Annotated in this window: 26 protein-coding genes; 2 read left to right on the forward strand and 24 right to left on the reverse strand. The window is 71.7% G+C overall.

Annotation, left to right across the window (positions count from 1 at the left end; genetic code table 11):
* The first annotated feature begins 50 nt into the window (after window positions 1-50).
* Window positions 51-524, forward strand: a complete 474-nt coding sequence (locus QZL85_RS12050) for an NUDIX domain-containing protein (RefSeq protein WP_295577014.1) — start codon at window positions 51-53, stop codon at window positions 522-524.
* Between the two features lie 115 nt (window positions 525-639).
* Here the strand turns inward: QZL85_RS12050 and QZL85_RS12055 are convergent, their stop codons facing one another.
* From QZL85_RS12055 to QZL85_RS12165, 23 genes are all read right to left on the reverse strand, one after another.
* The gene (locus tag QZL85_RS12055; protein ID WP_295577016.1) at window positions 640-1089 is read right to left on the reverse strand and encodes a hypothetical protein; all 450 of its coding nucleotides are present in this window, start codon (window positions 1087-1089) and stop codon (window positions 640-642) included.
* Window positions 1086-1655 carry a GNAT family N-acetyltransferase gene (locus QZL85_RS12060; protein ID WP_295577018.1) on the reverse strand — a complete coding sequence of 190 codons (570 nt, stop codon included), beginning with the start codon at window positions 1653-1655 and terminating at the stop codon, window positions 1086-1088. Before QZL85_RS12060 ends, QZL85_RS12055 begins: the two co-directional genes overlap by 4 nt.
* Window positions 1656-1680: 25 nt before the next feature.
* Window positions 1681-3336, reverse strand: a complete 1656-nt coding sequence (locus QZL85_RS12065) for a hypothetical protein (RefSeq protein ID WP_295577021.1) — start codon at window positions 3334-3336, stop codon at window positions 1681-1683.
* Complete coding sequence (locus tag QZL85_RS12070; RefSeq protein WP_295577023.1) at window positions 3311-3904, reverse strand: RNA polymerase sigma factor; 594 nt, start codon at window positions 3902-3904, stop codon at window positions 3311-3313. Before QZL85_RS12070 ends, QZL85_RS12065 begins: the two co-directional genes overlap by 26 nt.
* Window positions 3905-3935: 31 nt before the next feature.
* Complete coding sequence (locus QZL85_RS12075; protein WP_295577024.1) at window positions 3936-4862, reverse strand: RluA family pseudouridine synthase; 927 nt, start codon at window positions 4860-4862, stop codon at window positions 3936-3938.
* A 1-nt stretch (window position 4863) separates the two neighbouring features.
* Entirely contained in the window at window positions 4864-5424 is a 561-nt protein-coding gene (gene lspA / locus QZL85_RS12080; protein ID WP_295577026.1) for a signal peptidase II, read from the reverse strand.
* A gap of 9 nt (window positions 5425-5433) precedes the next feature.
* Window positions 5434-6051 carry a DivIVA domain-containing protein gene (locus tag QZL85_RS12085; protein ID WP_295577028.1) on the reverse strand — a complete coding sequence of 206 codons (618 nt, stop codon included), beginning with the start codon at window positions 6049-6051 and terminating at the stop codon, window positions 5434-5436.
* A gap of 109 nt (window positions 6052-6160) precedes the next feature.
* The gene (locus QZL85_RS12090) at window positions 6161-6463 is read right to left on the reverse strand and encodes a YggT family protein (protein WP_295577029.1); all 303 of its coding nucleotides are present in this window, start codon (window positions 6461-6463) and stop codon (window positions 6161-6163) included.
* Window positions 6464-6466: 3 nt separating this feature from the next.
* The gene (gene sepF / locus QZL85_RS12095; RefSeq protein ID WP_028495880.1) at window positions 6467-6922 is read right to left on the reverse strand and encodes a cell division protein SepF; all 456 of its coding nucleotides are present in this window, start codon (window positions 6920-6922) and stop codon (window positions 6467-6469) included.
* A gap of 30 nt (window positions 6923-6952) precedes the next feature.
* A complete protein-coding gene (locus QZL85_RS12100; protein WP_295577032.1) occupies window positions 6953-7636 on the reverse strand; it encodes a YggS family pyridoxal phosphate-dependent enzyme in 684 nt (227 codons plus the stop codon).
* 7 nt (window positions 7637-7643) lie between these two features.
* On the reverse strand, window positions 7644-8792 hold the full coding sequence (gene ftsZ / locus QZL85_RS12105) for a cell division protein FtsZ (RefSeq protein WP_295577035.1): 1149 nt from the start codon (window positions 8790-8792) through the stop codon (window positions 7644-7646).
* Between the two features lie 182 nt (window positions 8793-8974).
* Window positions 8975-9907: an FtsQ-type POTRA domain-containing protein gene (locus tag QZL85_RS12110; RefSeq protein ID WP_295577037.1), complete on the reverse strand. Its 933-nt coding sequence runs from the start codon at window positions 9905-9907 to the stop codon at window positions 8975-8977.
* Between the two features lie 2 nt (window positions 9908-9909).
* Window positions 9910-11310: a UDP-N-acetylmuramate--L-alanine ligase gene (gene murC, locus QZL85_RS12115; protein ID WP_295577039.1), complete on the reverse strand. Its 1401-nt coding sequence runs from the start codon at window positions 11308-11310 to the stop codon at window positions 9910-9912.
* 71 nt (window positions 11311-11381) lie between these two features.
* Window positions 11382-12455 carry a glycosyltransferase gene (locus QZL85_RS12120; RefSeq protein ID WP_295577041.1) on the reverse strand — a complete coding sequence of 358 codons (1074 nt, stop codon included), beginning with the start codon at window positions 12453-12455 and terminating at the stop codon, window positions 11382-11384.
* Between the two features lie 10 nt (window positions 12456-12465).
* Window positions 12466-13692 carry a putative lipid II flippase FtsW gene (ftsW, locus tag QZL85_RS12125; RefSeq protein ID WP_295577199.1) on the reverse strand — a complete coding sequence of 409 codons (1227 nt, stop codon included), beginning with the start codon at window positions 13690-13692 and terminating at the stop codon, window positions 12466-12468.
* Complete coding sequence (gene murD / locus QZL85_RS12130) at window positions 13679-15226, reverse strand: UDP-N-acetylmuramoyl-L-alanine--D-glutamate ligase (protein ID WP_295577043.1); 1548 nt, start codon at window positions 15224-15226, stop codon at window positions 13679-13681. The genes ftsW and murD overlap by 14 nt, the downstream gene beginning before the upstream one ends.
* Window positions 15223-16332, reverse strand: coding sequence for a phospho-N-acetylmuramoyl-pentapeptide-transferase (mraY, locus tag QZL85_RS12135; RefSeq protein WP_295577045.1), 1110 nt, complete (start codon window positions 16330-16332; stop codon window positions 15223-15225). The genes murD and mraY overlap by 4 nt, the downstream gene beginning before the upstream one ends.
* The gene (murF, locus tag QZL85_RS12140) at window positions 16329-17741 is read right to left on the reverse strand and encodes a UDP-N-acetylmuramoyl-tripeptide--D-alanyl-D-alanine ligase (protein WP_295577047.1); all 1413 of its coding nucleotides are present in this window, start codon (window positions 17739-17741) and stop codon (window positions 16329-16331) included. The genes mraY and murF overlap by 4 nt, the downstream gene beginning before the upstream one ends.
* 73 nt (window positions 17742-17814) lie before the next feature.
* The gene (locus tag QZL85_RS12145; protein WP_295577049.1) at window positions 17815-19626 is read right to left on the reverse strand and encodes a penicillin-binding protein 2; all 1812 of its coding nucleotides are present in this window, start codon (window positions 19624-19626) and stop codon (window positions 17815-17817) included.
* A 5-nt stretch (window positions 19627-19631) separates the two neighbouring features.
* On the reverse strand, window positions 19632-20201 hold the full coding sequence (locus QZL85_RS12150) for a hypothetical protein (RefSeq protein ID WP_295577051.1): 570 nt from the start codon (window positions 20199-20201) through the stop codon (window positions 19632-19634).
* Window positions 20198-21154: a 16S rRNA (cytosine(1402)-N(4))-methyltransferase RsmH gene (gene rsmH, locus QZL85_RS12155; protein WP_295577053.1), complete on the reverse strand. Its 957-nt coding sequence runs from the start codon at window positions 21152-21154 to the stop codon at window positions 20198-20200. The genes QZL85_RS12150 and rsmH overlap by 4 nt, the downstream gene beginning before the upstream one ends.
* Window positions 21155-21252: 98 nt before the next feature.
* Window positions 21253-21684: a division/cell wall cluster transcriptional repressor MraZ gene (gene mraZ, locus QZL85_RS12160; protein WP_295577055.1), complete on the reverse strand. Its 432-nt coding sequence runs from the start codon at window positions 21682-21684 to the stop codon at window positions 21253-21255.
* A 158-nt stretch (window positions 21685-21842) separates the two neighbouring features.
* Window positions 21843-22220: a DUF3040 domain-containing protein gene (locus QZL85_RS12165; RefSeq protein ID WP_295577057.1), complete on the reverse strand. Its 378-nt coding sequence runs from the start codon at window positions 22218-22220 to the stop codon at window positions 21843-21845.
* A 66-nt stretch (window positions 22221-22286) separates the two neighbouring features.
* On the opposite strand from QZL85_RS12165, the gene QZL85_RS12170 reads away from it, so the two are divergent.
* Window positions 22287-23384 (forward strand): polyprenyl synthetase family protein, encoded by a 1098-nt coding sequence (locus tag QZL85_RS12170; RefSeq protein ID WP_295577060.1) that lies wholly within the window; start codon window positions 22287-22289, stop codon window positions 23382-23384.
* A gap of 28 nt (window positions 23385-23412) precedes the next feature.
* Here the strand turns inward: QZL85_RS12170 and QZL85_RS12175 are convergent, their stop codons facing one another.
* Window positions 23413-23739 carry an Rv2175c family DNA-binding protein gene (locus QZL85_RS12175; RefSeq protein WP_295577200.1) on the reverse strand — a complete coding sequence of 109 codons (327 nt, stop codon included), beginning with the start codon at window positions 23737-23739 and terminating at the stop codon, window positions 23413-23415.
* Window positions 23740-23769: the final 30 nt, after the last annotated feature.

Raw genomic sequence — 23769 nt, forward strand, 5'->3', positions numbered from 1 at the left:
GTCTACGTCGGCCTCCGGACACGGGTTCGGAGCGCCCTAGGCTGGTCGGCATGGCCACTCCCGATTTCGTCCTGGCGCTGCGCGAGCAGATCGGGCATGCGCCCCTGCCCCTGGTCGGGACCACGGCGGTCGTGTTCCGGGACGAGAAGGTGCTGCTCGGCAAGCGCGCCGACAACGGCGCGTGGCAGTGCGTGTCGGGCATCGTCGACCCGGGCGAGGAGCCCGCCGACGCGGCCGCCCGCGAATGCCTCGAAGAGGCCGGCGTCGTCGTGCGCGTCCAGCGGCTCGCGCTCGTTCACCAGATCCCCCGCATCACCTATGCCAACGGCGACCAGGTGGACTACCTCGATCTGGTGTTCCGCTGCGAGTGGGTCTCCGGTGACCCGCACCCCGCCGACGGCGAGCTGACCGAGGTCGGGTTCTACGACCTCGGCGCGATGGGCGACCTCGCGCCGGAGCAGGTGCGTCTCGTCGCCCTCGCGATCGCGGAGGACGATCCCGCGACCTTCCGCGGCGGTCGCTGACCCCGCCGCGCACGCCTGTCCCCCGCGTCCGGCGATCAGCCCGGCTCAGGCCGGTGTGCCCGGCATCCGCCTGACTCCGGCAGATCGCCTGAGTGGGGCTGCGGGATCCCGCGGGCTAGAACTCCTCGTCGAGGGCGTACTGCTGCTGCCACGACTCGGGCCGAGGGATGCCGAGCCCGTACAGGTAGCGGATGAGCTGGCCGTGGTGCTGCGTCTCGTGCTCGAGGAGCGCGAGCGCGTACTGCCAGTCACCGTCGGACTCGACGCTCCCGAGCCACTCCGCCACGTCGGTGGCCGTCGCCGCGAAGGCGGCGCGGAGAGCGGCGCCATCGGTCGTCTGCTCGTGCGTGACGGGGCTCGTGAAGCCCTGCCAGGCGCCGGCCCGGGCGGCGCGCGGGTAGCTCTCCCGCGCGCCGAGCACGCACCACAGCTGCTCGCCGAGGGGGTTCGACGGCAGGCCGGGCAGGCGTGCGCCGAGCTGCTCGGCCGACACCGCCTCGACGAGGTCGAGCCACAGGGCGTCCGCGCGGGCGAAGCGGCGGCCGAGCACGGTGGTCGCGGTCATCGGAGGTCCTTTCGCATGAGCACCCGCGGGTACCCGTTCAGCACGGAGTCGGTGCCGGCGGCCCTGCGGAAGCCGGCCTTCTGGAACAGGGCGCGGGTGCCGACGTACGCCATCGTGAGGTCGACCTTCTCGCCGTGATTGTCGACGGGATACCCCTCGACGGCGGGAGCGCCGTTCGCACGGGCGAACTCGACGGACCCCGCCAGCAGCGCGTGCGAGATGCCCTCCCCGCGATGGCCCGGCCGCACGCGGATGCACCAGATGCTCCACACATCGAGGTCGTCGACGTGCGGGATCCTCCGGTTCGTCGCGAACGCCGTATCGGCGCGCGGGTGCACGGCCGCCCAGCCCACCACCTCGTCGCCGTCATACGCGAGCACGCCGGGCGGGCCGAGTTCCATGAGCTCACGGACCCGCTCCCCGCGGGCCTGCTTGTGGAGGGACACGTTCTCCTTGGGCTGCACGCGGTAGCTCAGGCACCAGCACACGTCGGCGTCCGGACGCTTGGGCCCCAGCATCGTCTGCACATCAGCGAAGCGCGTCGCCGGCCGCACGTCGATCGTCATGCCGACAGGATGCCAGAGGCCACGGTCACTGCGGAGGGCGGAGCTCGGTCGGGTCGAGGTAGGTGAGGCTGTAGACCGGGCGATCGCCCAGGGGCTCCGCGAGCTCCAGCACGAAGGCGGTCGGCGGGTTGCTCTGGCATTCGGCGGCGCCCTCGCGGGGGGTCACACCGAGGAGCACCTCGACGACGTCGTCGGCCTCGTTCAGCGTCACGACCTGGATCCGGCCCGCGGCATCCTGACCCGAGTTGCACGCGCGCTCGGTGACGAGCAGGTGCAGTGCGGTCTCCTCCGCTGCCGGCGGGTGCGCAGGATCCAGTGCGACGTCCACCGAGCCGAGGCCGTCGAGGACGGTCTCCAGCCGGCATCCCTGCCACGAATCGAGGGCCCATTCGCCTCCGGTGCGCCGGATCGTCAGCAGCTCGTGCGTCGCGCCGTCACCGGACTGCGTCTCCTGATGGATCACGGTGGACATGAGCAGGAGTTCGTCGGCGCTCTGCGACACGACGAACCACTCGTCCGGGTTCAGGCCCGGAACCTCGCGGCCCTCGAGCGCCGCCTGGCCGGCGTCGTCGAGTTCCGACAGCGGCGTGCCGAGCGCGAACGCCTCGCCGGGGATCAGCGTCCCATTGCACCGCGCCCCGTCGCCGGGCTCCGCGTCCGGAACCGCCTCATCGGGCGCCTCCGTCGCGATCGACACCGTGACGGACCAGGTGGGGGCGGGGAGGCCCGTCGCCGTGCCGCCCACGTCGACGGCCGCGCTGGATCCGCTCAGCGGCAGGAGGCTCTCGCCGTCGACGAGCGTCGTGCTCGGGTAGGGGCCGCCGACCTCGACCAGGAGGTCACCGTCCGGCTGCTCGGTGACGGTGGCACCCGCGTCGCGCACCGCGTCGAGGAGGCCACGGCGCTGATCGAGCGCGGCGATGTACCAGGGGGCGGCGTCGCCCAGCATCGACTGGGCGATGAACGACGCGGAGCCGGTGCCGTCGGTCGGCCCGAAGTAGCGTTCGGTGAAGGCCGCGATGATGCCGTCCGCGTCTGTCGGCAGCGCCTCCACCCAGGCGGGATCGACGGCCGGGAAGTCCGTCCCGGTCGTAATGGAGGGCGGTGAGAGCCAGCCCTCGCCGGCGACGAGGGCATCCGCGTCGGGACCCTGACCGTCGATCACGGTGGTCTCGCTCTCCGGGCCGGCGATGCGCCACGGCCCGCCGTCGACGGGGGCGTAGAGGGCGTCGACCGAGCGGATGCGGAGGTAGCCGTCCGCCTCCCGGACGCCGGACTCCGCGCCGGGGTCCTCGAGTTCGCCGATGAAGTTCGTCTCCGCCGTCGTCAGGATCCGCAGGAACCCGCCGTCGGGCACCTGGTCCAGCAGCGGCCTGCCGAGGTCGAGCGTGCCGGTGTCGTCGTTCGTGCTCGGCGCCGGCCGCGGCATCCACTGCGCCACGAGCACGGCACCGGCGGCGATCAGCGCGACGACCACGACGGCCGCCACGGCGGCGAGGACGCCTGCCGGCATCCCCCACCGCGGGCGGCGCGCCGCCGCGATCACCCGCGCGGCGGGCCGCCGTGCGGGCGCCTTCTCCTCGGCGATCTGCGCCATGAGACGTCGCCGTGCCGTCGCGACGGCATCCTCGCCGACCGTCGTCCCGGGCGCGAGGTCACGCACCCTGCTGAACTCGTCCATCGCGCCCCTCCTCTCGTCCGATTCCCCACGCCGCGCCGGCGGCGCCGAGCTTTCTTCGCACCCGGTTCAGCCGTGACCGCACGGTTCCCACCGGGACGTTCAGCGCGACGGCGATCTCCTCGTAGGTGAGGTCGCCCCACGCGTGCAGCAGCAGCGTCTCCCGATCCCGCGACGGCAGCGCGTCGATGTCCCGCGCCAGGCGCGCCAGCGTCGCGGCCGCATCCGTGCGGTCCTCGGCGCGCGCGATGTCGCCGTCGGTCCACCCGTCGGCCACCCCGGCGGAAGCGACGACGGAGCGCCACTGCCGCGCCTCGTTCGCCCGCTGCTTCTTGATGAGCCGTGACGCGATCCCGAGCAGCCACGGCATCGCCGACTCCCACGCGTGATCGAACGTCGATCGGCGCCGGAAGGCGACGAGGAACGTCTCGCTGAGGACGTCCTGTCCGCCCTGCTCGCCCACCCGCCGTGCCGCGAAACGGCCGACGGCGCGGGCGTGCCGGTCGAACAGCTCCGCGAAGGCGGAGGGGTCATCCAGGGACCGCCGGATGATCGCGCTGTCGGTGCTCACACTGGGTATTGCCCGCACAGCGCGATCCGGTTCACGACTGGTCGCCGCGGAGGACGTCGAGGGCGTGGGCCAGGTCGGCCGGGTAGTCCGAGGAGAACGTCACCCAGTCGGTCGTGCCGGGGTGCGCGAAGGACAGTTCGTGCGCATGCAGCCATTGGCGGGTGAGGCCGAGGCGCGCCGACAGCGTGGGGTCGGCACCGTACAGCGGGTCGCCGACGCACGGGTGGCGGTGCGCGGCCATGTGCACGCGGATCTGGTGGGTGCGGCCCGTCTCGAGGTGGATCTCCAGGAGCGAGGCGCCGGGGAACGCCTCGAGCGTCTCGTAGTGGGTGACGGAGTCCTTGCCGGTGGGCGTCACCGCGAACTTCCACGAGTGCGTGGGATGCCGGCCGATGGGCGCGTCGATGGTCCCGGCCAGCGGATCGGGATGCCCCTGGACGACGGCGTGGTAGATCTTGTCGACCTCGCGCTCCTTGAACGCGCGCTTGAGCGCGGTGTACGCCCGCTCGCTCTTGGCGACGACCATGAGCCCGCTCGTGCCGACGTCGAGGCGGTGCACGACGCCCTGACGCTCGGCGGCGCCGGTCGTGGCGATCCGGAAGCCGGCGGCCGCGAGCGCGCCCAGCACGGTGGGCCCCTCCCAGCCGACGGACGGGTGCGCCGCCACTCCGGCCGGCTTGTCGACGACGACGATGTCGTCGTCGACGTAGACGATGCCGAGGTCCGGCACGGCGATCGGCACGATCTCCGGCTCCCGCCTGGCCTGCCAGCTCACCTCGAGCCAGCCGCCCGCCGCGAGCTTGTCGGCCTTGCCGAGCGTCCGGCCGTCCAGCACGACGCCGCCGGCCTCGGCCACGTCGGCCGCGAAGGTGCGGGAGAACCCGAGGAGCTTCGCGAGCGCGGCATCCACCCGGACGCCGTCCAGACCGTCCGGGACGGGGAGACTGCGGGAGTCCATGTCAGGCGTCCGCGGCGGTGACGGCATCCTCGTCGTGCGCCGCGCGGCGGCGCTCCCGCGTGCCGTCCAGGTGGAGGCCCAGCAGGACGAGAAGCGCGACCGTGATCATCATCGAGACGATGAAGATGTCGGCGACGTTGTAGATCGCGGGCATCATCCACGGCGTGTGGATGAAGTCGACCACGTGCCCCGTGGGGAATCCCGGGTCGCGCAGCAGCCGGTCGGTGAGGTTGCCGAGGATCCCGCCGAGGAGGAGCCCCAGGACGACGGCCCACCAGCGCGATCGGACCCGGCGGACCGCCAGGACGACGATCGTGACGGCCGCGGCCGCGAGGATGATCGTGAAGACCCAGGTCACGCCCTCGCCGAGCGAGAATGCCGCGCCGGGGTTGCGGGTGAGGTAGAGCTGGAGGAACTCGCCGAGCACGGGGACCCGCTCCTGATAGGGCAGGTTCTCGAGGGCGAGGTGCTTGGTGAACTGATCGGCGGCCAGCACCAGCACCGCGAGGAACGCGATGATGGTGCCGGCCGCCGCAGCACGCAGGGGGGCCTTGCCTGTCAAAGGCGAGGCCTAGGAGGCGGGAATCGGCGTGGCGCCCGAACCCGTGCCCGCGACGTCGAGCTCGCGGAGCTTCTCCTCGATCAGGTTGCGCAGCTGGGTGCGGTAGTCGCGCTCGAACTGGCGGAGCTCGGTGATGCGGCCCTCGAGCTTGGAACGCTCGCTCTCGAGGCGGGCGACCTCGTCGCGCGCACGGGCCTCGGCCTCGGCGACGATCGACGCGGCCTTGCCCTCGGCCTCGGAGATGAGCTTGTCCTTCTGCGCGAGACCCTCGGCGACGTGCTCGTCGTGCAGGCGCTGGGCCAGCTCGATGATGCCGGCCGATGCGGCCGCGGGAGCAGCGGATGCCGCCGGCGCGGGGGTCTCGACGGCGGCGACGGGAGCAGGCTCCTCCTCGACGACGGGTTCCTCCTCGACGTGCTCCTGCGGAGCCTCGGCGGCGGGGGCCGGCGTGGTGCCGGACTCGTACGCGGCGAGCTTGGCCTTGAGCTCCTCGTTCTCGGCGATCGTCTTGCGCCATTCGACGACGATCTCATCGAGGAAGTCGTCGACCTCATCCGGGTCGAACCCTTCCTTGAACCGGACGTGCTGGAACTGCTTGGTGACGACGTCTTCGGGGGTCAAAGCCATGGTGTTTCCTCTTATCGGGGCCCGGACACGGGCTGATTCAGGGGGTGACCCGCGTGCCGCGAGCCGTACTCACCCAGCATAGACCGCACGCCACAGGGGCGCGAGAATCTCAGAGCTGGGCGATGGTCCGCACGACGGAGAGCAGGATGAAGCACAGCAGCATCGTCAACGGGAACCCGAGGTCGATCGCGATGACGCCGATGCGCAGCGGAGGGATGAGCCGGCGGAACAGCTTGATCGGCGGGTCGGTGACCGTGTACACGATCTCCGCCAGCACGAGCCCGAAGCCCCGGGGCCGCCACTCGCGGTTGAACAGCGGGATGTACTCCATGATCAACCGCGCGAGCAGCAGAAGGATGTAGACGAGCAGCAGGACGTTGGCGATCTGGGCGATCAGCCGGACAAGCTCCACGACTTAGTTCGAGAAGGGCGCAGCCTCGGGGTCGGCCTGCGCGACGGCCCCGTCGCCGGAGACGGCGACGTTCTCGGGCGAGAGCAGGAAGACCTTGCTGGTCACGCGCTCGATGCGGCCGTACAGGCCGAGCGACAGGCCGCTCGCGAAGTCGATGAGGCGGCGTGCGTCCGCGTCGCTCATCTGCGAGAGGTTGATGATCACGGGGATGCCGTCGCGGAAGTTCTCCGCGATGATCTGCGCATCGCGGTACTGCTTCGGGTGCACGGTGAGGATCTCGCTGACCGTGCCGGCCGTCGGCTGACGGACGACCGTCGGGCGGTGGATCGGGGTCACAGGGGCTGCCTTCTCGACGGAGCGCTCGCGACGGTTGGGCGTCTCGGCGACGGGCTCGTCGTACGCTTCCTCCTCGTCGGCGAGGCCCAGGTACACCATGGTCTTCTTGAGCGGGTTCGACATCGCATCCTCCGTTTGCTGTCTGTCTCGAGGTTAACCGTGGACGGGCCGCGGACCCGTGATTGCCGAGCCGATCCGCAGGTGTGTCGCACCCGCCGCGATCGCCTCCTCGAAATCGCCGGTCATGCCGGCGGAGATCCAGTCGGCGCCGGGGACGACGGCGCGGACGACGGCGGCGGCATCCGCCAGGCGGGCGAACGCCGGGGCCGGGTCCTCCCCCAGCGGCGCGACCGCCATGACGCCCCGGACGCGCAGTGACGGGCAGGCTCCGGCGATGTGCTCCGCGAGGGCGGGGAGTTCGGTCGGCTGTGCGCCGCCCCGGCCCGGGTCGGCGGTGAGGTTCACCTGCAGCAGGACGTCCAGCGGTGCGGCGTCGGGCGCCGCCGCGTGCAGCGCGTCGGCGAGTTTGGCGCGGTCGACCGAGTGGACGGCATCCGCGGCGGCGCGGATCGCGCGCGCCTTGTTCGTCTGGCCCTGTCCGATGAAATGCCAGCGCAGGTCCGGCAGCGCGGCGAGCGCATCGTGCTTGGCGGTGAGCTCCTGCTGCCGGTTCTCCCCCACGTCGCGCACGCCCAGGGCGTACAGACTCTCGATGAGGGTCGGCGGATGGAACTTCGTGACCACGATGCGCGTGATCTCGCCCGGCGCGCGCCGCGACGCCCGCATCGCGCTGGCGATGCGGGCGTCGACGTCGGCGAGACGCTCGGCGAGGGTCACGGGCTCGTTACTTCAGGAAGTCCGGGATGTCCAGGTCGTCGTCCCCGAAGGCGGACTCGTAGCCCGTCGTCGCGGGCGCCGAGACGGACACCGTCTCCTTGACCTCGGCGACCTCGAGGTCGCGCGCTGCCTCTTCGGCCGGCACGGCGGGGAGCACCGGCGCCGAGACCGGACGGCTCACCGCGATGGGCTCCACCTTGAGAGTGGGCTCACCGCTGTCGAAGCCGGCCGCGATGACCGTGACGCGCACCTCGTCGCCGAGGGTGTCGTCGATGACCGTGCCGAAGATGATGTTGGCCTCGGGGTGCGCGGCCTCCTTCACCAGCTGCGCGGCGTCGTTGATCTCGAAGATGCCGAGGTTCGAGCCGCCCTGAATCGACAGCAGCACGCCGTGCGCACCCTCGATCGACGCCTCGAGCAGCGGCGACTCGACGGCCAGTTCGGCCGCCTTGATGGCGCGGTCCGCACCGCGCGCGGAGCCGATGCCCATGAGCGCGGAGCCTGCCCCCTGCATGACCGACTTGACGTCGGCGAAGTCGAGGTTGATGAGACCCGGCGTCGTGATGAGGTCGGTGATGCCCTGCACACCGGCGAGGAGCACCTGGTCGGCCGTCGCGAACGCCTCGATCATCGAGATGCCGCGGTCGCTGATCTCCAGGAGCCGGTCGTTCGGCACCACGATGAGGGTGTCGACCTCTTCCTTCAGCTTCGACACGCCGAGCTCGGCCTGCTGCTGACGGCGACGTCCCTCGAACGAGAACGGCTTCGTGACGACACCGATCGTCAGGGCGCCGATCGACTTGGCGATCCGCGCCACGACGGGCGCGCCGCCCGTGCCGGTGCCGCCGCCCTCGCCGGCGGTCACGAAGACCATGTCGGCGCCCGCGAGCGCCTCCTCGATCTCCTCCGCGTGGTCCTCCGCCGCGCGGCGACCCACCTCGGGGTCGGCGCCGGCGCCGAGGCCGCGCGTCAGCTCACGTCCGACGTCGAGCTTCACGTCGGCGTCGCTCATCAGCAGCGCCTGCGCGTCGGTGTTGACCGCGATGAACTCCACACCTCGCAGCCCGAGCTCGATCATCCGATTGACGGCGTTCACGCCGCCGCCACCCACACCCACGACCTTGATCACCGCGAGGTAGTTCTGGTTCTGGCTCATGCCGGCCTCCGTCTCATCCGAACCACAATGTCTAAACCTTGAACCTCAAGTAGAGGTTTAAAGAATTGCCGAGTATGCAATTCCTTGATTGAAAGTAAGCGGGCAGGATGCCACGGCACGCCAGGCCCCGGGCGTGTCGCGACATCCGCACGCACATTGGCCGGCGCGGACCGATCGCCGACTCAGCGGACGACGACAGCGGCCGGCGAGGACACGTCGTAGGTGTCGACCTCGCTCGGCGGGAGGGAGAGCATCGTCTGCGCGAGGACGATCGCCTTGCGCGCGGAATCGTCGGCGTTGCCCCACACGATGGTCGTGTCGGTGGCGCCGAGGGTGAGGGTGACGTCGTTCGCGGTCGTCGCCGAGATGGCGGTGACCTGGCCGCGGATGTCGTCGGGCAGCGCCCGGAACACCGTGCCGGCGGCGTGGAACGCCTTGGAGCCCACTCCCCCGGTGATCTTCAGCGTCGGGTGCCCGCCCGGCGCGTCCGGGGTCGTCGACAGCGCGACGCCGGCGGCGTCGACGAGGGTCCATCCTGCGGCGGAGCGGACCGACCCGATCGGGGTCCGCTCGACGATCCGGATGATGAGCTCGTGCGGCGGCCGCGCCTCGATCGCGTAGGACTCGACGAGCGGGAAGGCGACGAGGGCGGCCTTGACCTCGCTGGAGTCCACGAGCGGCAGCGGCCTGCCGAGCTGATCGTCCAGCGCCGCCTCGACGGCGGCGGCGTCCAGCGTCGATGCCCCGACGACGCGGACCTCCTCGACCGCGAACAGCGGGCTGTAGGCGGCGCCGAGCGTGCCGAGGATGAGCGCCGCGAGCGCCACGCCGACCGCGAGCCACACCGTGCGCCGACGGCGCTGGCGCGCCGTGAAGCGGCGCACCTCGGCGCGGAGCGTGCGCCGGCGGGCCCGGGCGGCGGCCCAGACGTCGCGGACGCCGACCCGGTCGTCTTCGGCGGTGACGGCATCCGTCGCCGTCGGGAGGACCGGAGCGGTCTCGTCGGAGCGCCGCGCGGTCTCCTCGTCGAACCACAGCGGCTCGATCGGGGCGGTCTCGTCGATGACCGCGCGCTCCGCGACAGGCGTGCGCGGGAGCGGGCTCGGCCGGCGCACGACTAGTCCTGGGCTCCGGCCAGCGCCTGCAGGACCTGCGGGATGATGAGGTTCACGTTGCCGCAGCCGAGGGTGATGATGTAGTCGCCCGCGTGGGCGACGGATGCCGTGTAGTCCGCGGCCTGCTGCCAGTCGGCGACGAAGTGCACCTTGCCGGGATCGTGGAAAGCCCCACTCACCAGTTCGCCGGTGACGCCCGGGACGGGATCCTCCCGCGCGCCGTAGACGTCGAGGACGACGGTGTGGTCGGCGTGCGATTCGAGGACGTCGGCGAACTCCCGGTACATCTCCTGCGTGCGGGAGTAGGTGTGCGGCTGGTGCAGTGCGATGATCCGCCCCTCGCCGACGACCGTGCGCGCGGCGGCCAGCGCGGCGGCGACCTCGGTGGGGTGGTGCGCGTAGTCGTCGTAGACGCTGACGCCGTGCTCGATGCCGTGCAGCTCGAAGCGGCGCACGGTGCCGCCGAACTCCTCGACGGCGCGGAGCGCCGGCTCGAGGGCGTAGCCGAGCGTCAGGAGAACGGCGACGGCGCCGGCGGCGTTGACGGCGTTGTGCGCACCCGGGACGGCGAGGCGCCCCGGGACGGTGACGCCCTCGTGGGTCAGGGCGAACGAGACCGGCCCCTCCGTCACGATCTCGGTGAGGCGGACGTCCGCGCCGTCGGCCTCGCCGAAGGTGAGGACGTGCGGGTGGGTGAGGCCGGCGGCGACCTGCTGGGCGCCGGCGTCGTCCGCGGAGATGACGACCGCCTCGCGCGCCTCGTTCGCGAACCGCACGAACCCGTCGTAGAACGCCGCGCGGGTGCCCCAATGGTCGAGGTGGTCGGGGTCCACGTTCGTGATGAGCGCGACCGAGGTGTCGTACAGCAGGAACGTGCCGTCGGACTCGTCGGCCTCGATGACGAAGAGCTCGTCGCCGCCCGTGGCGCTGGAGACGCCGAGGTCGGCGATGACGCCGCCGTTGACGAACGTGGGCGCCGTGCCGAGGCTGCGCAGCGCCGTGACGATCATCCCGGTCGAGGTCGTCTTGCCGTGCGCGCCGGCGACGCTCACGAGGCGACGACCGCCGATGAGCCAGTACAGGGCCTGCGAGCGGTGGATGACGTGGAGGCCGCGCTCCTTCGCGAGGAGGAACTCGGGGTTCTCCGGCCAGATGGCGCCGGTGTGCACGACGGTGTCGGCGTCGGCGGGCAGGTTGGCGGCGTCGTGGCCGACGTGGACCGTGGCGCCGCGGGCGGCGAGGGCGCGCAGCGTGGGGCTGTCCGCGCGGTCCGAGCCGGACACGCGGATACCGCGGTCGAGGAACATCCCGGCGAGGCCGGACATGCCGGAGCCGCCGATGCCGATGAAGTGGGCGGCGGTGATGTCCTCGGGGATGGGGAGGCTCAGGTCGGGTCGGATCATGACCCGTCAAGTCTAGGTCGACCCCGCCGGGGCGGAGCCTGCGGCGCGCGGCCGGAGGCGCACCGGGACCGTCAGCGCGCGAGCGCCTCGTCGATCAGCGCGACGACGTTCTCGGTGCCGGTGCGGGTGCCGACCGCGGCGGCGGCCTCCCGCATCCGCTCCAGGGCGGCGGGGTCGCCGAGGAGCGGGACGAGTTCGCCGCGCACATAGGCGGGCGTGAAGTCCGCGTCCGTGACGACCCGCGCCGCGCCCGCCGCGACCGATGACGCGGCGTTGAGCGCCTGCTCGCCGTTGCCGACGGCGTAGGGGACGTAGACGGCGGGGATGCCGAGCGCGCTGATCTCGCTCACCGTCGCCGAGCCGGCGCGGGAGACGATGACGTCGGCGAGGGCGAAGGCGAGGTCCATCCGGTCGATGTAGGGCACGACGCGGTAGGCGGGGTCGCCGGAGTCGGTGGCGTCGTTGCGCTCCCCCGCGGCGTGCAGGACCTGCCAGCCCGCTGCCGTGATGTCCCGCCACGATGCCGCGAGCGTCTCGTTGAGGCGGCGGGCGCCGAGCGACCCGCCGAAGACGAGGACGACCGGCTTGTCGGCGTCCAGGCCGAAGAACGCGGCCGCGTCGCCGCGGAGCGCGGCGCGGTCGAGGTCGACGATCTCGCGGCGCAGCGGCATCCCGACGGTGCGGGCGCCCCGCAGCGGAGTGCCGCCGAAGGCGACGCCGATGCCCGCGGCGGAACGGGCGCCGAGGATGTTCGCGAGCCCGGGCCGGGCGTTCGCCTCGTGCACGACGAACGGGATGCGCTCGCGGCGCGCCGCGACGTAGCCCGGTGCGGACGCGTACCCGCCGAAGCCGACGAGGACGTCGACGCCGTGGGCGCGGATATGCGCACGGACCTGGGCGACGGCGCGCTGGAAGGCGACGGGGAAGCGCAGCGCCGTGCCGTTCGGGCGACGCGGGAAGGGCACCTTGTCGACGATGAGCAGCTCGTAGCCGCGCTCGGGCACGAGCCGGGCCTCGAGGCCCTCCTTCGTGCCGAGGACCAGCACCCCTGCCTCCGGGTCACGGGCGCGCAGCGCGTCGGCGACGGCGAGGAGGGGATTGACATGGCCGGCGGTCCCGCCGCCGGCGAGGAGATACGTCGTCACCCGGTCGAGGCTACCGGGCGCGGGTCGTCGTCATGGGCCGCACGGGCGCCGTCAGCCGGTCGACGGGCGCCGGCAGCGTGCGAGCGAACGAGAGCAGCACGCCGCACGCGAGCAGGACGGACAGCAGCGACGTGCCGCCCTGCGACATGAACGGCAGCGGCACGCCCAGCACGGGCGAGAGGCGCAGCACGACCGCGATGTTGATGAGCGCCTGACCCACGACCCACACCGTGATGCCGCCCGCAGCGATGCGGATGAACGGGTCATGCGTCTTGCGGATGACGTGGAAGGCGCCGACGGCGAAGAGCGTGTACAGCGCGAGCACGACGACGCAGCCGATGAGGCCGAGCTCCTCGCCGACGATCGCGAAGATGTAGTCGTTCGCCGCGGCGGGCAGCCACTCGTACTTCTCCCGCGAGTTGCCGAGGCCGAGTCCGAAGACGCCGCCGTTGGCGAGTCCCCAGACGCCGTGCAGCGGCTGGTAGCAGGACGTGTCGTAGCAGGCGAGGCTGTCGACGTCCAGGAAGCTCATGATGCGCTTCATGCGGTTGGGGCTCGTGACGGCGAACGCCGCGGCCGCCAGCAGCACGCCCAGGAGCGGCAGCAGGAAGATGCGCAGCTTCACGCCGGAGAAGAACAGGCAGCCGAGGAGCACCAGCATGAGGATCATGGCGGTGCCGAGGTCGTGCCCGGCCATGACGGTGCCGATCACGAGGATGCCGACGGGCACGACCGGGATGAACACGTGCCGCCAGAGGCCCAGCAGCGTCTGCTTGCGGTAGAGGACGTAGCCGAGCCACAGCGCGAGGGTGAGCTTGAGGAACTCCGAGGGCTGCGCCTGGAACCCGCCGATCGCGATCCAGTTCTGGTTGCCGTCGTTCTCGATGCCGAGTCCGGGGACGAACACGAGGAGCTGGAACAGCAGCGCGCCGATGAGCGCGGGCCAGGCGATCCGCTTCCAGAACGTCAGCGGCAGGCGGCTCACGACGAACATCAGCGGGATCCCGATGACGGCGAACACCGCCTGCTTGAGGACGACCTCGAACGGGCTCTGCCCGCCCGCCGTCGAGGTCGCCATCGTCGCCGAGAGCACCATCACGAGGCCGAAGCCGGTCAGCAGCAGGGCCGTCGAGGCGATGAGGAGGAATTCGCTCGGGACCGGGGCGAACGCGCGGCCCAGCGAGACGCGCGCCGCGAAGCCGCTCCCGCCGCCGTGCTCGCCGTCAGCGGGAGGGATGGCCGGTCGGGTCCGCCCCGTCGTGGTCGTCGCCACCGGCTCCCCTTCCGATCCGTTCCTGCACCGCGGCGGCGAAGCGCTGCCCGCGATCCGCATAGGACGCGAACTGGTCGAAGGATGCCGCGGCGGGAGCGAGGAGGACCACGTCTCCGTCACGCGCGATACCCGCCGCCAGTTCGACGACCTCTGTCATGACGTCTTCAGTCTGAGCGGCGTCGACCTCGAAGACGGGGACCGCGGGCGCGTGTCGCTCGAACGCCGCCGTGATCGGGGCGCGCTCGGCTCCGATCACGATCGCGGCCTTGACGGCGGTCCCGGGACCGGCGATCAGCTCCGTGATGTCGACGCCCTTGAGCAGCCCTCCCACGACCCATACGGCGCCCGGGAACGCCGCGAGCGAGGAGGCGGCGGCGTGCGGGTTGGTGGCCTTCGAGTCGTCGATCCACGAGATCCCCGCCGCGACCGCGACCAGCTCGATGCGGTGCGGGTCGAGCCGGAACGTCGTCAGTGCATCGCGGATCGCGCCGGGCGTGACCTCGAGCGACCTCGCCAGGGCGCTCGCGGCGAGGATGTTCGCGACGACGTGCGGGGCGCCGAGCCCGCGGGCGGCGAGATCGGCGACCGTCGTGAGCTCGAGCGCGCTCGTCCGGCGGTCCTCGAGGAAGGCGCGGTCGACGAGGATGCCGTCCACGACACCGAGGTCGCTCGGTCCCGGCACGCCGAGGTCGAAGCCGATCGCCCGGCATCCCTCCACGACGTCGGCGTCCTCGACCATCTCTCGCGTCGCGGCATCCGCCTTGTTGTAGACGCAGGCGACGCGGGTGTTCTGGTAGACGAAGGCCTTCGCGTCACGGTACCCGCGCGCCGAGCCGTGCCACTCGAGGTGGTCGTCGGCGAGGTTCAGGCAGACGCTCGCGTACGGCGAGAGCGGCTCCGGCCCTGTCTGCAGGCCGAGGTACCAGAGCTGGTGGCTGGAGAGCTCCACGACGAGGACGTCGAATCCGGCGGGGTCGCGGACGGCGTCGAGTACGGGCACCCCGATGTTGCCGCACGGCGCGGCGCGGAGGCCGCCTGCGACGAGCATCGCGGCCGTCAGCTGGGTCGTCGTCGTCTTGCCGTTGGTGCCGGTGATCGTCACCCAGTCGGCGGGGCGGCCATCGGGCCGTACGACCTTGTCCCGCACGCGCCAGGCGAGCTCCACATCGCCCCACAGGGCGATCCCCTCCGCGCGCGCCCACGCGATGACGGGGTGGTGCGGAGGGAAGCCGGGCGAGGCGATGACGACGTCGGGCCGGTGACCCGCGACGGCATCCGGGACGGTGTCGAGGGGACCGGTCCACAGGTCGACGCCGATGACCGGGAGGAGGCGCGTGTACTCCTCCTCGGCGGTCTCCGTGGCCACGAGCACGTCCGCGCCGAGCTCCGCGAGCGTGTCCGCGACGGAGAACCCGGTCACGGACAGGCCGAGGACGACGACGCGCAGGCCGGACCAGTCGGCGTGCCAGCTGGTCAGCGTGTCGAGCCGAGCGCTCATAGGGCCGCGAGCCACGCGACGTAGAAGAGGCCGACGCCGGTGACGGCGAGCATCCCGGCGATGATCCACATCCGCACGACGATCGTGATCTCCGGCCAGCCGCGCATCTCGAGGTGGTGGTGGAAGGGACTCATGAGGAAGAGCCGCTTGCCCCCGGTCGCCTTGAAGTAGTACCGCTGCAGGAGGACCGAGCCGGGTCCGATGATGAAGATGCCGGCGACGATGACGGAGAGCACCTCGGTGCGGGAGAGGACGGCCATCGCGACGACGACCCCGCCGATCGCCATCGACCCGACGTCGCCCATGAAGACCTTGGCCTTCGGGGCGTTCCACCACAGGAAGCCGACGAGGGCGCCGACGAACGACGCGGCGATGATCGTGAGGTCCATGGGGTCGCGGGTGTCGTAGCAGGCCGACTGGTAGGCCGCGACGAGCGCGTCGCTCGTGCAGCGCTGCTGGAACTGCCAGAAGGTGACGAGGCTGTACGCCGAGATCGTGAAGATGCCGGCGCCGGTCGCGAGGCCGTCGAGACCGTCGGTGAGGTTCGTGGCGTTGGACCACGCGACGGAGAGGAACGACACCCACACGAGGTAGAGCATCCAGCCGATGACGGCGCCGAGCGCCATGAAGGAGAGCATCGGGATGTCGCGGAAGAACGAGATGTACGGGGAGGCGGGGGTCTCCCCCACCTCGTTGGGGAAGTTCAGCGCGACGATGGCGAACGGGATCGCGACGGCGATCTGGCCGACGATCTTCCGCCAGCCGGACAGGCCCAGGCTCCGCTGCTGGCGCACCTTCATGAAGTCGTCGATGAACCCGACGGCACCGAGGCCGACCATCATCCAGATGACGAGGAGGCCGGAGATCGTGGGCGGGGCGCCGCCGGTGAGCGTGCCCACCGTGTACCCGACGATGGAGCCGGTGATGAAGATGAGACCGCCCATGGTGGGCGTCCCGCGCTTGGCGTGGTGGCTCGGGTTCGTGACGTCGTCGGGGGTGCGGATCACCTGCCCCCATCCGATCCGCTCGAAGAGCCGGATGAACAGCGGCGTCAGGAACAGGGTGAACGCGAGCGAGATCGTCGCGGCTGCCAGCAGGGATCTCACGAGAACGATTCTCCCAGACGATCGCCCAGATGCCGCAGACCCGCCGAGTTCGACGACTTCACGAGCACCCGGTCGCCGTCGCGCAGCTCGCCCAGGAGGTAGTCGTACGCCTCGTCGGCGGTTTCGAAGAAGACCGCCTCGCCGTCCCACGAGCCCTCGCCGATCACCGAGATGAACAGGCGCCGCGCGTCCTGGCCGACCACGACGATGCGCTCGACGCGCAGCCGTACCGCGAGGAGGCCGACCCGGTCGTGCTCCTCGCCGGCGTACTCCCCGAGCTCGCTCATGGCGCCGAGGACGGCGACCTTGCGCTGGCCGGGCTCCGTGATCTGCGCGAGGGTGCGCAGCGCCGCCGCCATCGAGTCGGGGCTCGCGTTGTACGCGTCGTTGATGATGCGGATGCGGTCCGAGCCGAGCGGCTGCATGCGCCAGCGCTCCGCGATCTCGACGGTCTCCAGGCGGGCGATCGCGTCGGCCAGGGTCACGCCGAGGGCGTCGGCCGCCGTGATCGCGGCCAGCGCGTTCATGACGTGGTGCTCACCGAGCACACGCAGCCGCAGCGGCATCCGCTCGTCGCCGCGCACGATCGTGCACGTGGTGCCGGATGCCGAGACCTCGATGTCCTCGGCTTGGATCTCGGCCGCGGTGCCCCGGCCGAACCACCGGACCGACACGTCGCGGGCCGTCGCGACGGCCCCCATCGTGACGACGCGCGGGTCGTCGGCGTTGAGGACGGCGACGCCGCCGGGGCGGACGGCCTCCACGAGCTCGGTCTTCGCCTTGAGCGTCGCCTCGACACCGCCGAAGCCGCCGGCGTGGGCGAGGCCCACCATGAGGACGACGCCGACGTCGGGGGTCACGAGGCCCGCGAGGCGCGCGATCTGGCCGGGACCGGCGGCGCCGAACTCGCTCACGAGGAAGCGCGTGTCCTCCGTGACCCGGAGCATCGTCAGCGGCGCGCCCACCTCGTTGTTGAACGATGCGCGGGGGGCGACGGTCTCGCCCTCGTCCTGCAGGATGCGCGCGAGGAGGTTCTTCGTCGTGGTCTTGCCGTTGGACCCGGTGATGCCGACGATCCGCAGCCGGCCGCCGGCGCGCACGCGGGCAACGACCTCGCGGGCGAGGTCGGCGATCGCGACGACGACGTCGGCGACGACGATCTGCGTGATGTCCGCCTCGACGGGGTGCTCGACGAGGGCGAGGGCTGCACCGGCATCCGCGGCGGCGGGGACGAACAGGTGACCGTCGGTGACCTCGCCGGGCTTGGCGACGAAGAGGTCACCCGGCCCGATGTTGCGCGAATCGGTGTCGACGGTCCCGGAGACCACCGTGTCGGGCGTGTCCGTGCCGGCGAGCCGGAGCTCCCCCGCGACGGCGCGCGCCACTTCTGTCAAGGTCATGCGGATCATGCTGTGAACACCTCGTGCACGGCGCGCCCGGGGGCCGCCGCGCTTGTCGCGTCTGTCTCTACCCGGTGAAGGGTCATCCCGTGATGGGAAGAAGGGGGGTCTTCGAATCCGACGGCATGATGCGGTAGTGCGTCAGCACCTGCGTCATGGCCTTCTTGAAGACGGAGCGGTTGGCCGACGACATGCGGACCTTCTCCGGCTCGTCGAAGACGCCGATGACAACGTACTCCGGATCCTCCGCGGGGGCGTAACCGACGAGGGACGTGAAGTACAGGTTGTCCTTGTACCCGCCCTTGCCGTCGGAGACCTGTGCCGTGCCGGTCTTGCCGGCCATCCGGTAGCCCGCGATCTTGATGTCGTCGGCGAGCGTGCCCTGCGCGAAGACGTTCTCCAGCATGAGTCCCACCTGCTGCGCGGTGGACTTCTTGATGATCCGCTCGGGTTCGGGGAGGTCGGGCTCGATGACGCTCCCGTCGGCGCGCGTGCAGCTCTCCACGAGCGAGAGCGGCTCGCGGACGCCGCCGTTCGCGATGGTCTGGTAGACGCTGGCCACCTGCGGCACGGTGACCGTGAAGGCCTGGCCGAACGTCGTCGTGTAGTAGGTCTGGCTGTCCCAGTCCTCGGTCGGGAGGAAGGTGCCCTTCGGCTCGCCCGACCAGTTCAGCGCGGTGCCCTGACCGACGCCGAAGCGCTGCAGGTACTCCAGGCGCGTCTCGGGGTCGACCTGCGTGCCGAACTGCGACATCGCGACGTTCGAGGAGTTGACGAGGCCGCCGGTGAGCGTCATGTTCTGGGTTGCGTGGTGCTCGGAGTCGTTGATGACCGCGCCGTTGGGGAACTCGATGCGATCGGGCGCGACGACCGTGGACCCGGGCGTGAGCCCGGCCTGCTCGATCGCCGTCGCGGCCGTCACGGGCTTGAACGTCGAACCGGGCTCGTACGAGTAGCGGAGGAGACGCGAGGCGCGGTCCTCGGGTTCGGAGGCACCGGGATCGTTGGGGTCGACGGTCGCGGTCTCGGCGGCGGCGCGGATCTTCCCCGTGGCCACCTCGACGACCATGATCCCGCCCCAGCCGGCGCGGAGCCGTTCGGTCTCCTCCGCGATGAGCTGCTGCATGTACCACTGCAGGTCTCGGTCGATCGTGAGCGCGAGCGTTCCGCCGTCGACCGCGGGCGTGACGGATTCGGTGCCGGGGATGATGACCCCGTCGGCGCCGCGCTGGTAGCTGCGCGTGCCGTCGGTGGCGGCGAGGCACGAGTTCTGCAGGTCTTCCAGGCCCTCCAGCGGGGTGCCGTCGGAGCCGACGAAGCCGATGAGGTTGCCGGCCACGGCTCCGTCCGGGTAGGTGCGGGACGGGTGCTGTTCGAAGCTGAGGTACGGGATGCCGAGATCAGCGAGGGCCCGGTACTCCTCGGTGGAGACGTACCGCTTGACGTACTCGAACCGGTCGCCGGACTGCTCGGTCAGCGAATCGACGACGATGGCCTCGACGTCGGCGGCGGACTGCCCCGTCACCTCGGCGATCTGCGCGGCCAGCTCGGGCCAGGTGACCTTGACGGGCTTCCCGTCCTCACCCTGGACGACGTCGCCGTCGGCATCCTTCTCGTCGAGGCCCTCCACGGCCAGCAGCGGGTCGATGCCGACGTCGTACAGGACGGTGCTCGTCGCGAGGACGTTGCCGCTCGTGTCGACGATCGCGCCGCGCGCACCGTACAGCGTGACGGAGGCACCGGTCGCGTATTCGCGGGAGTCGGCGATGTGGTCGTTGGCGTTGACGACCTGGATGTCGACGAGGCGGATGACGAACGCCGCGAGGATGCCGAGGACGACGGCGAGGGCGACGACCGTGCGGCGGCGCGGGCTGCGGGTGGCTCGTGTCGTCATGTCATTCAGTGTGTGGCGGGCGTCGGCAGACCGTCGGCGATCGCGGGGGGTGTCGGCGTATTCAGGAGCAGCGTCTGGTCGACCGTCACGCCGGACTGCAGGCTCGCGTCCGGGTCGGTCACGAGCGGCACGCCGCTGACGAGCGCGTTGGTGACGGCGGCGCGGGAGAGCGCGTGCACGGACGAGGACGAGGACGCGGCCTTGCCGGTGCCGACGATGGCGCCGTCGCTGAGCCGGAGGTAGTTCGGGGTCTGGCCGACGACCATGCCGAGGGCCGACGCGTTGGCGGCCAGGTACTGCGGCGAGCTGAGGCCCGCGACGTCGTCCTCCAGCATCTGCGTCTCCCACGACAGGGAACGCTGCTGCGCGGTCAGCGCCGACATCTCGTAGGTGCCCTGCGTCGTGAGGATCGACAGACCCATCTGGGCCGCCGCGATCGCGAGGGCGCCGCCGACGGCGACGATGCCGTACAGGAGGCGCGGGCGACGGGCCGGGAGCGGTGCGTCGAGGGCGCGCAGCGGTCGGCTGGTCTCGTGCGGAGCCGGGAGGGCGACCCGGAGGGCCTCGGCGCTCATGCCGCCTCCCGTACACGCTCGGCGGCGCGCAGCCGCACCGGGGTGGCGCGCGGGTTGCGCGCCTTCTCCTCGTCGGAGGCGAGTTCGGCGCCCTTGACGATCAGGCGGAAGCGCGGCGCGTGCTCGGGGAGCTCGACCGGCAGGCCCGCCGGCGCCGTCGAGGCGGTGGCCTCGGCGAGCGCGCGCTTGACGATCCGGTCCTCGAGGGACTGGTACGCCATCACGACGAGCCGCCCGCCGACCGGCAGGAGGCGCAGGGCCGCGGGCAGCGCGTCCTCGAGCGCCGCGAGCTCGGCGTTGACCTCGATGCGCAGCGCCTGGAAGACGCGCTTGGCGGGGTGGCCGCGCTCCCGCTGCACGGCGGCGGGGGTCGCGGAGATGAGGATGTCGACGAGCTGCCCGGATCGTTCGATGGGCGCCGCGCGCCGCGCCTCGAGGATCGCGCGGGCGTAGCGCCCGGCGAGCTTCTCCTCGCCGTACCGCTCGAAGATGCGGCGGAGGTCGCCCTCGCCGTAGGTCGCGAGGATGTCGGCGGCGGTCGTCCCGGCGCTCTGGTCCATGCGCATGTCGAGGGGCGCGTCCTGCGCGTAGGCGAATCCGCGCTCGGACTCGTCGAGCTGGAGCGAGGAGACGCCCAGGTCGAAGAGGATGCCGTCCACGTGCGTCCGGCCGGTGGAGGCGACCGCCTCCGCGATGCCGTCGTACACCGTGTGCACGAGCGTGACCCGGTCGCCGAAGCGCGCGAGCCGCTGCCCCGCGATGCGGAGGGCGTCGGTGTCACGGTCCAAACCGATCAGGTGGACGCCGGGGAACCGCTCGAGCAGCGCCTCGGAGTGCCCGCCCATGCCTTCGGTGGCATCGACCAGGACCGCGCCCTCGTGGGCGAGGGCAGGAGCGAGCAGCTCGACGCAGCGGTCGAGCAGGACGGGGGTGTGGATGTCGCGGAGGTCCATGATGCGAGGGGTCCGGTCCCAGGCCCTGATCCCCATCCGCTCCGACCTGACACCGGGGAAGTGCGTCAGGGCGTGCGGCTGGGAGTCACGACCGGGGCTCAGAAGAGTCCCGGGATCACCTCCTGCTCCATGTCCGAGTAGCTGTCTTCGTTCGAGTCCGCGTAGGCGTTCCACGCCTCCGCGTCCCAGATCTCCGCGTGCGCACCGACGCCCGTGACGACGAGTTCGCGGCCGAGGTTGGCGTAGCTGCGCAGGTGCGGCGGGAGCGTGATCCGGCTCTGGCTGTCCGGCTTCTCGTCGCTCGCGCCGGAGAGGAACATGCGCTGGAAGTCGCGCGACTGCTTGTTCGTCAGCGGCGCCTCGCGGATCCGCTCGTAGACGCGCTCGAACTCCTTCGTGCTGAACACGTAGAGGCAGCGCTCCTGGCCGCGCGTGACGACGACGCCGTCGCCGAGATCGGTGCGGAACTTCGCCGGCAGGATCACGCGGCCCTTGTCGTCGAGCTTGGGGGTGTAGGTGCCCAACAACATCGGCTCCACCCCCTTCTGCGCCCGGCCGCCTCAGATGTCCGCCACTTTACTCCACTTTGCTCCACTTCACTATCGAAATCTGAGTCCATTCCCCACCGGGCACGAAAAAGAGCACCGACCCGGAGGTCGGTGCTCTTGGCGTGTGCGGTGCTGGTGGGTCAGCCCCCGTCGTGGCGGCGGTCCCAGCGTTCGTTGATGCGGTCCATGAAGGAGGAGGCCGGCTGCGCCGCCGGGCCGGTCTTCTTCTGCGCGGTCTCGGTGGGCCGCACGGACGCACCACCGCGCGAGGGCGTCACGGCGAGGACGACGCCACCCACCATCACGAGGAAGGCGATGACGCCGACCACGATGAGGCTGGTGGAGACACCCACCACGAGGGCGGCGAGGCCGACGAGGACCAGGACCGCGCCGTAGACGATGTTGCGGTAGCTGAGGGACTGCCCCGCTCGAGGCGCGCTGACGACGTCGGCGTCGTTGCGCATGAGATGGCGTTCCATCTCATCCAGCAGCCGCTGCTCCTGCTCTGACAGTGGCATGCATCCCCCTCTGTGGAGTGTCGATGGGACGATTCTACGCGTCCCCGCGAGAACTAGGCTAGGCCCGTGACCCTCCCTGATGCGCTGATCGAGGCTGTTTCCCAGCGACTGGAAAGGTTCACCGACGAGCAGCTCTCCGCGGCCGCCGATCTGGGTCCCGAAGCGCACGCGTTCGTCCGCTCCGGCGCCGGCACCCTGGACGGCGGAAAGCGCCTCCGCGCCCGGTTCTGCCTCACCGGCTGGCAGGCGATCGAGGAGCTCCGCGGGGTCCGCGCTCCCGCGCCGGCCCCCGACGTCACGGCCGCCGCCGCGGCGCTGGAGATCTTCCATGCGGCCGCCCTCGTGCACGACGACGTCGTCGACAACTCCGACACCCGGCGGGGACGCCCGGCCGCCCATCGGCGCTGGGAGACCGCACACCGGGACGCGTCCTGGGACGGCGACGCGGCGGGCTTCGGGCGATCGGCGGCGATCCTGCTGGGCGACCTGCTCGTGGCCTGGAGCGACGACCTCCTCGAGGAAGGGCTCGCCCTCGGCGATGCCGCGCGCGCGGCGACCGCGCGGGCGATCTACGCCGTCATGCGCCGCGACGTGACGATCGGACAGTTCCTCGACGTCGCCGAGGAGGCGGCGTATCTGACGGCGCCCGACAGCGAGCACGCCGCCCGCGCCCTGCGGGTCGCGTCGCTGAAGTCCGCGCGGTACAGCGTCCAGCATCCGCTGCTGCTCGGGGCCGCGCTCGCCGGCGCCGACGCCGCGCAGAGCGACGCGCTGGAGCGGTTCGGTCACCCCATCGGCCTGGCGTTCCAGCTGCGCGACGACGTCCTCGGCGTCTTCGGCGACACCGCCGTGACCGGCAAGCCGTCCGGCGACGATCTCCGCGAGGGCAAGCGCACGCTCCTCATCGCCTACGCGCGCGAGGCCATGGCGCCCGGCGCGCGGCGCGTGCTCGACGAGCTCGTCGGCGATCCCACGCTCGAGGACGAGCAGATCGCGGCCCTGCAGTCCACGATCGTCGACACCGGCGCGCTCGCCCGCGTCGAGGAGCTCATCGCCGAGTACGCGCGGGAGGCCGACCGCGCGCTGCGCGGCGCTCCGCTCGGCACGACGGCCGTCGGCGCACTCCGCGACCTCGCCCTCGCGGCGACCACCCGCGCGGCCTGACGCTGCGGCGGGCCCGTCGGCGGTGCGCTCAGGCGAGCGACTGGGCGACGCGCCGGACCTCGCTCTTACGGCCGGCGCGCAGCGCCGCGATGGGCGCCATCCCGATGGACTCCTCCGGTGCGAGGAGCCAGTCGATCACCTCGTCCTCGGTGAACCCGCCGTCTTCGAGCACGATGACCGTGCCGCGCAGCGCCGGCAGCGGGTGCCCGTCCATCAGGAAGGCCGCGGGCACCTTCGTCGTGCCGTCGCGGCGCGAGGCGACGAGGTGCTTGTCGTCGAGCAGCCGGCGGATGCGCCCGAGCGGCTCGCCCGTGAGGGCGACGAGGTCGGGCAGGGTCAGCCAGTCGGTCGGGATGGTCGGCGTGGAGTCTCCGGTCACACGTCC

The sequence above is a fragment of the uncultured Microbacterium sp. genome (genome assembly GCF_900078385.1).
Lineage (GTDB): Bacteria > Actinomycetota > Actinomycetes > Actinomycetales > Microbacteriaceae > Microbacterium.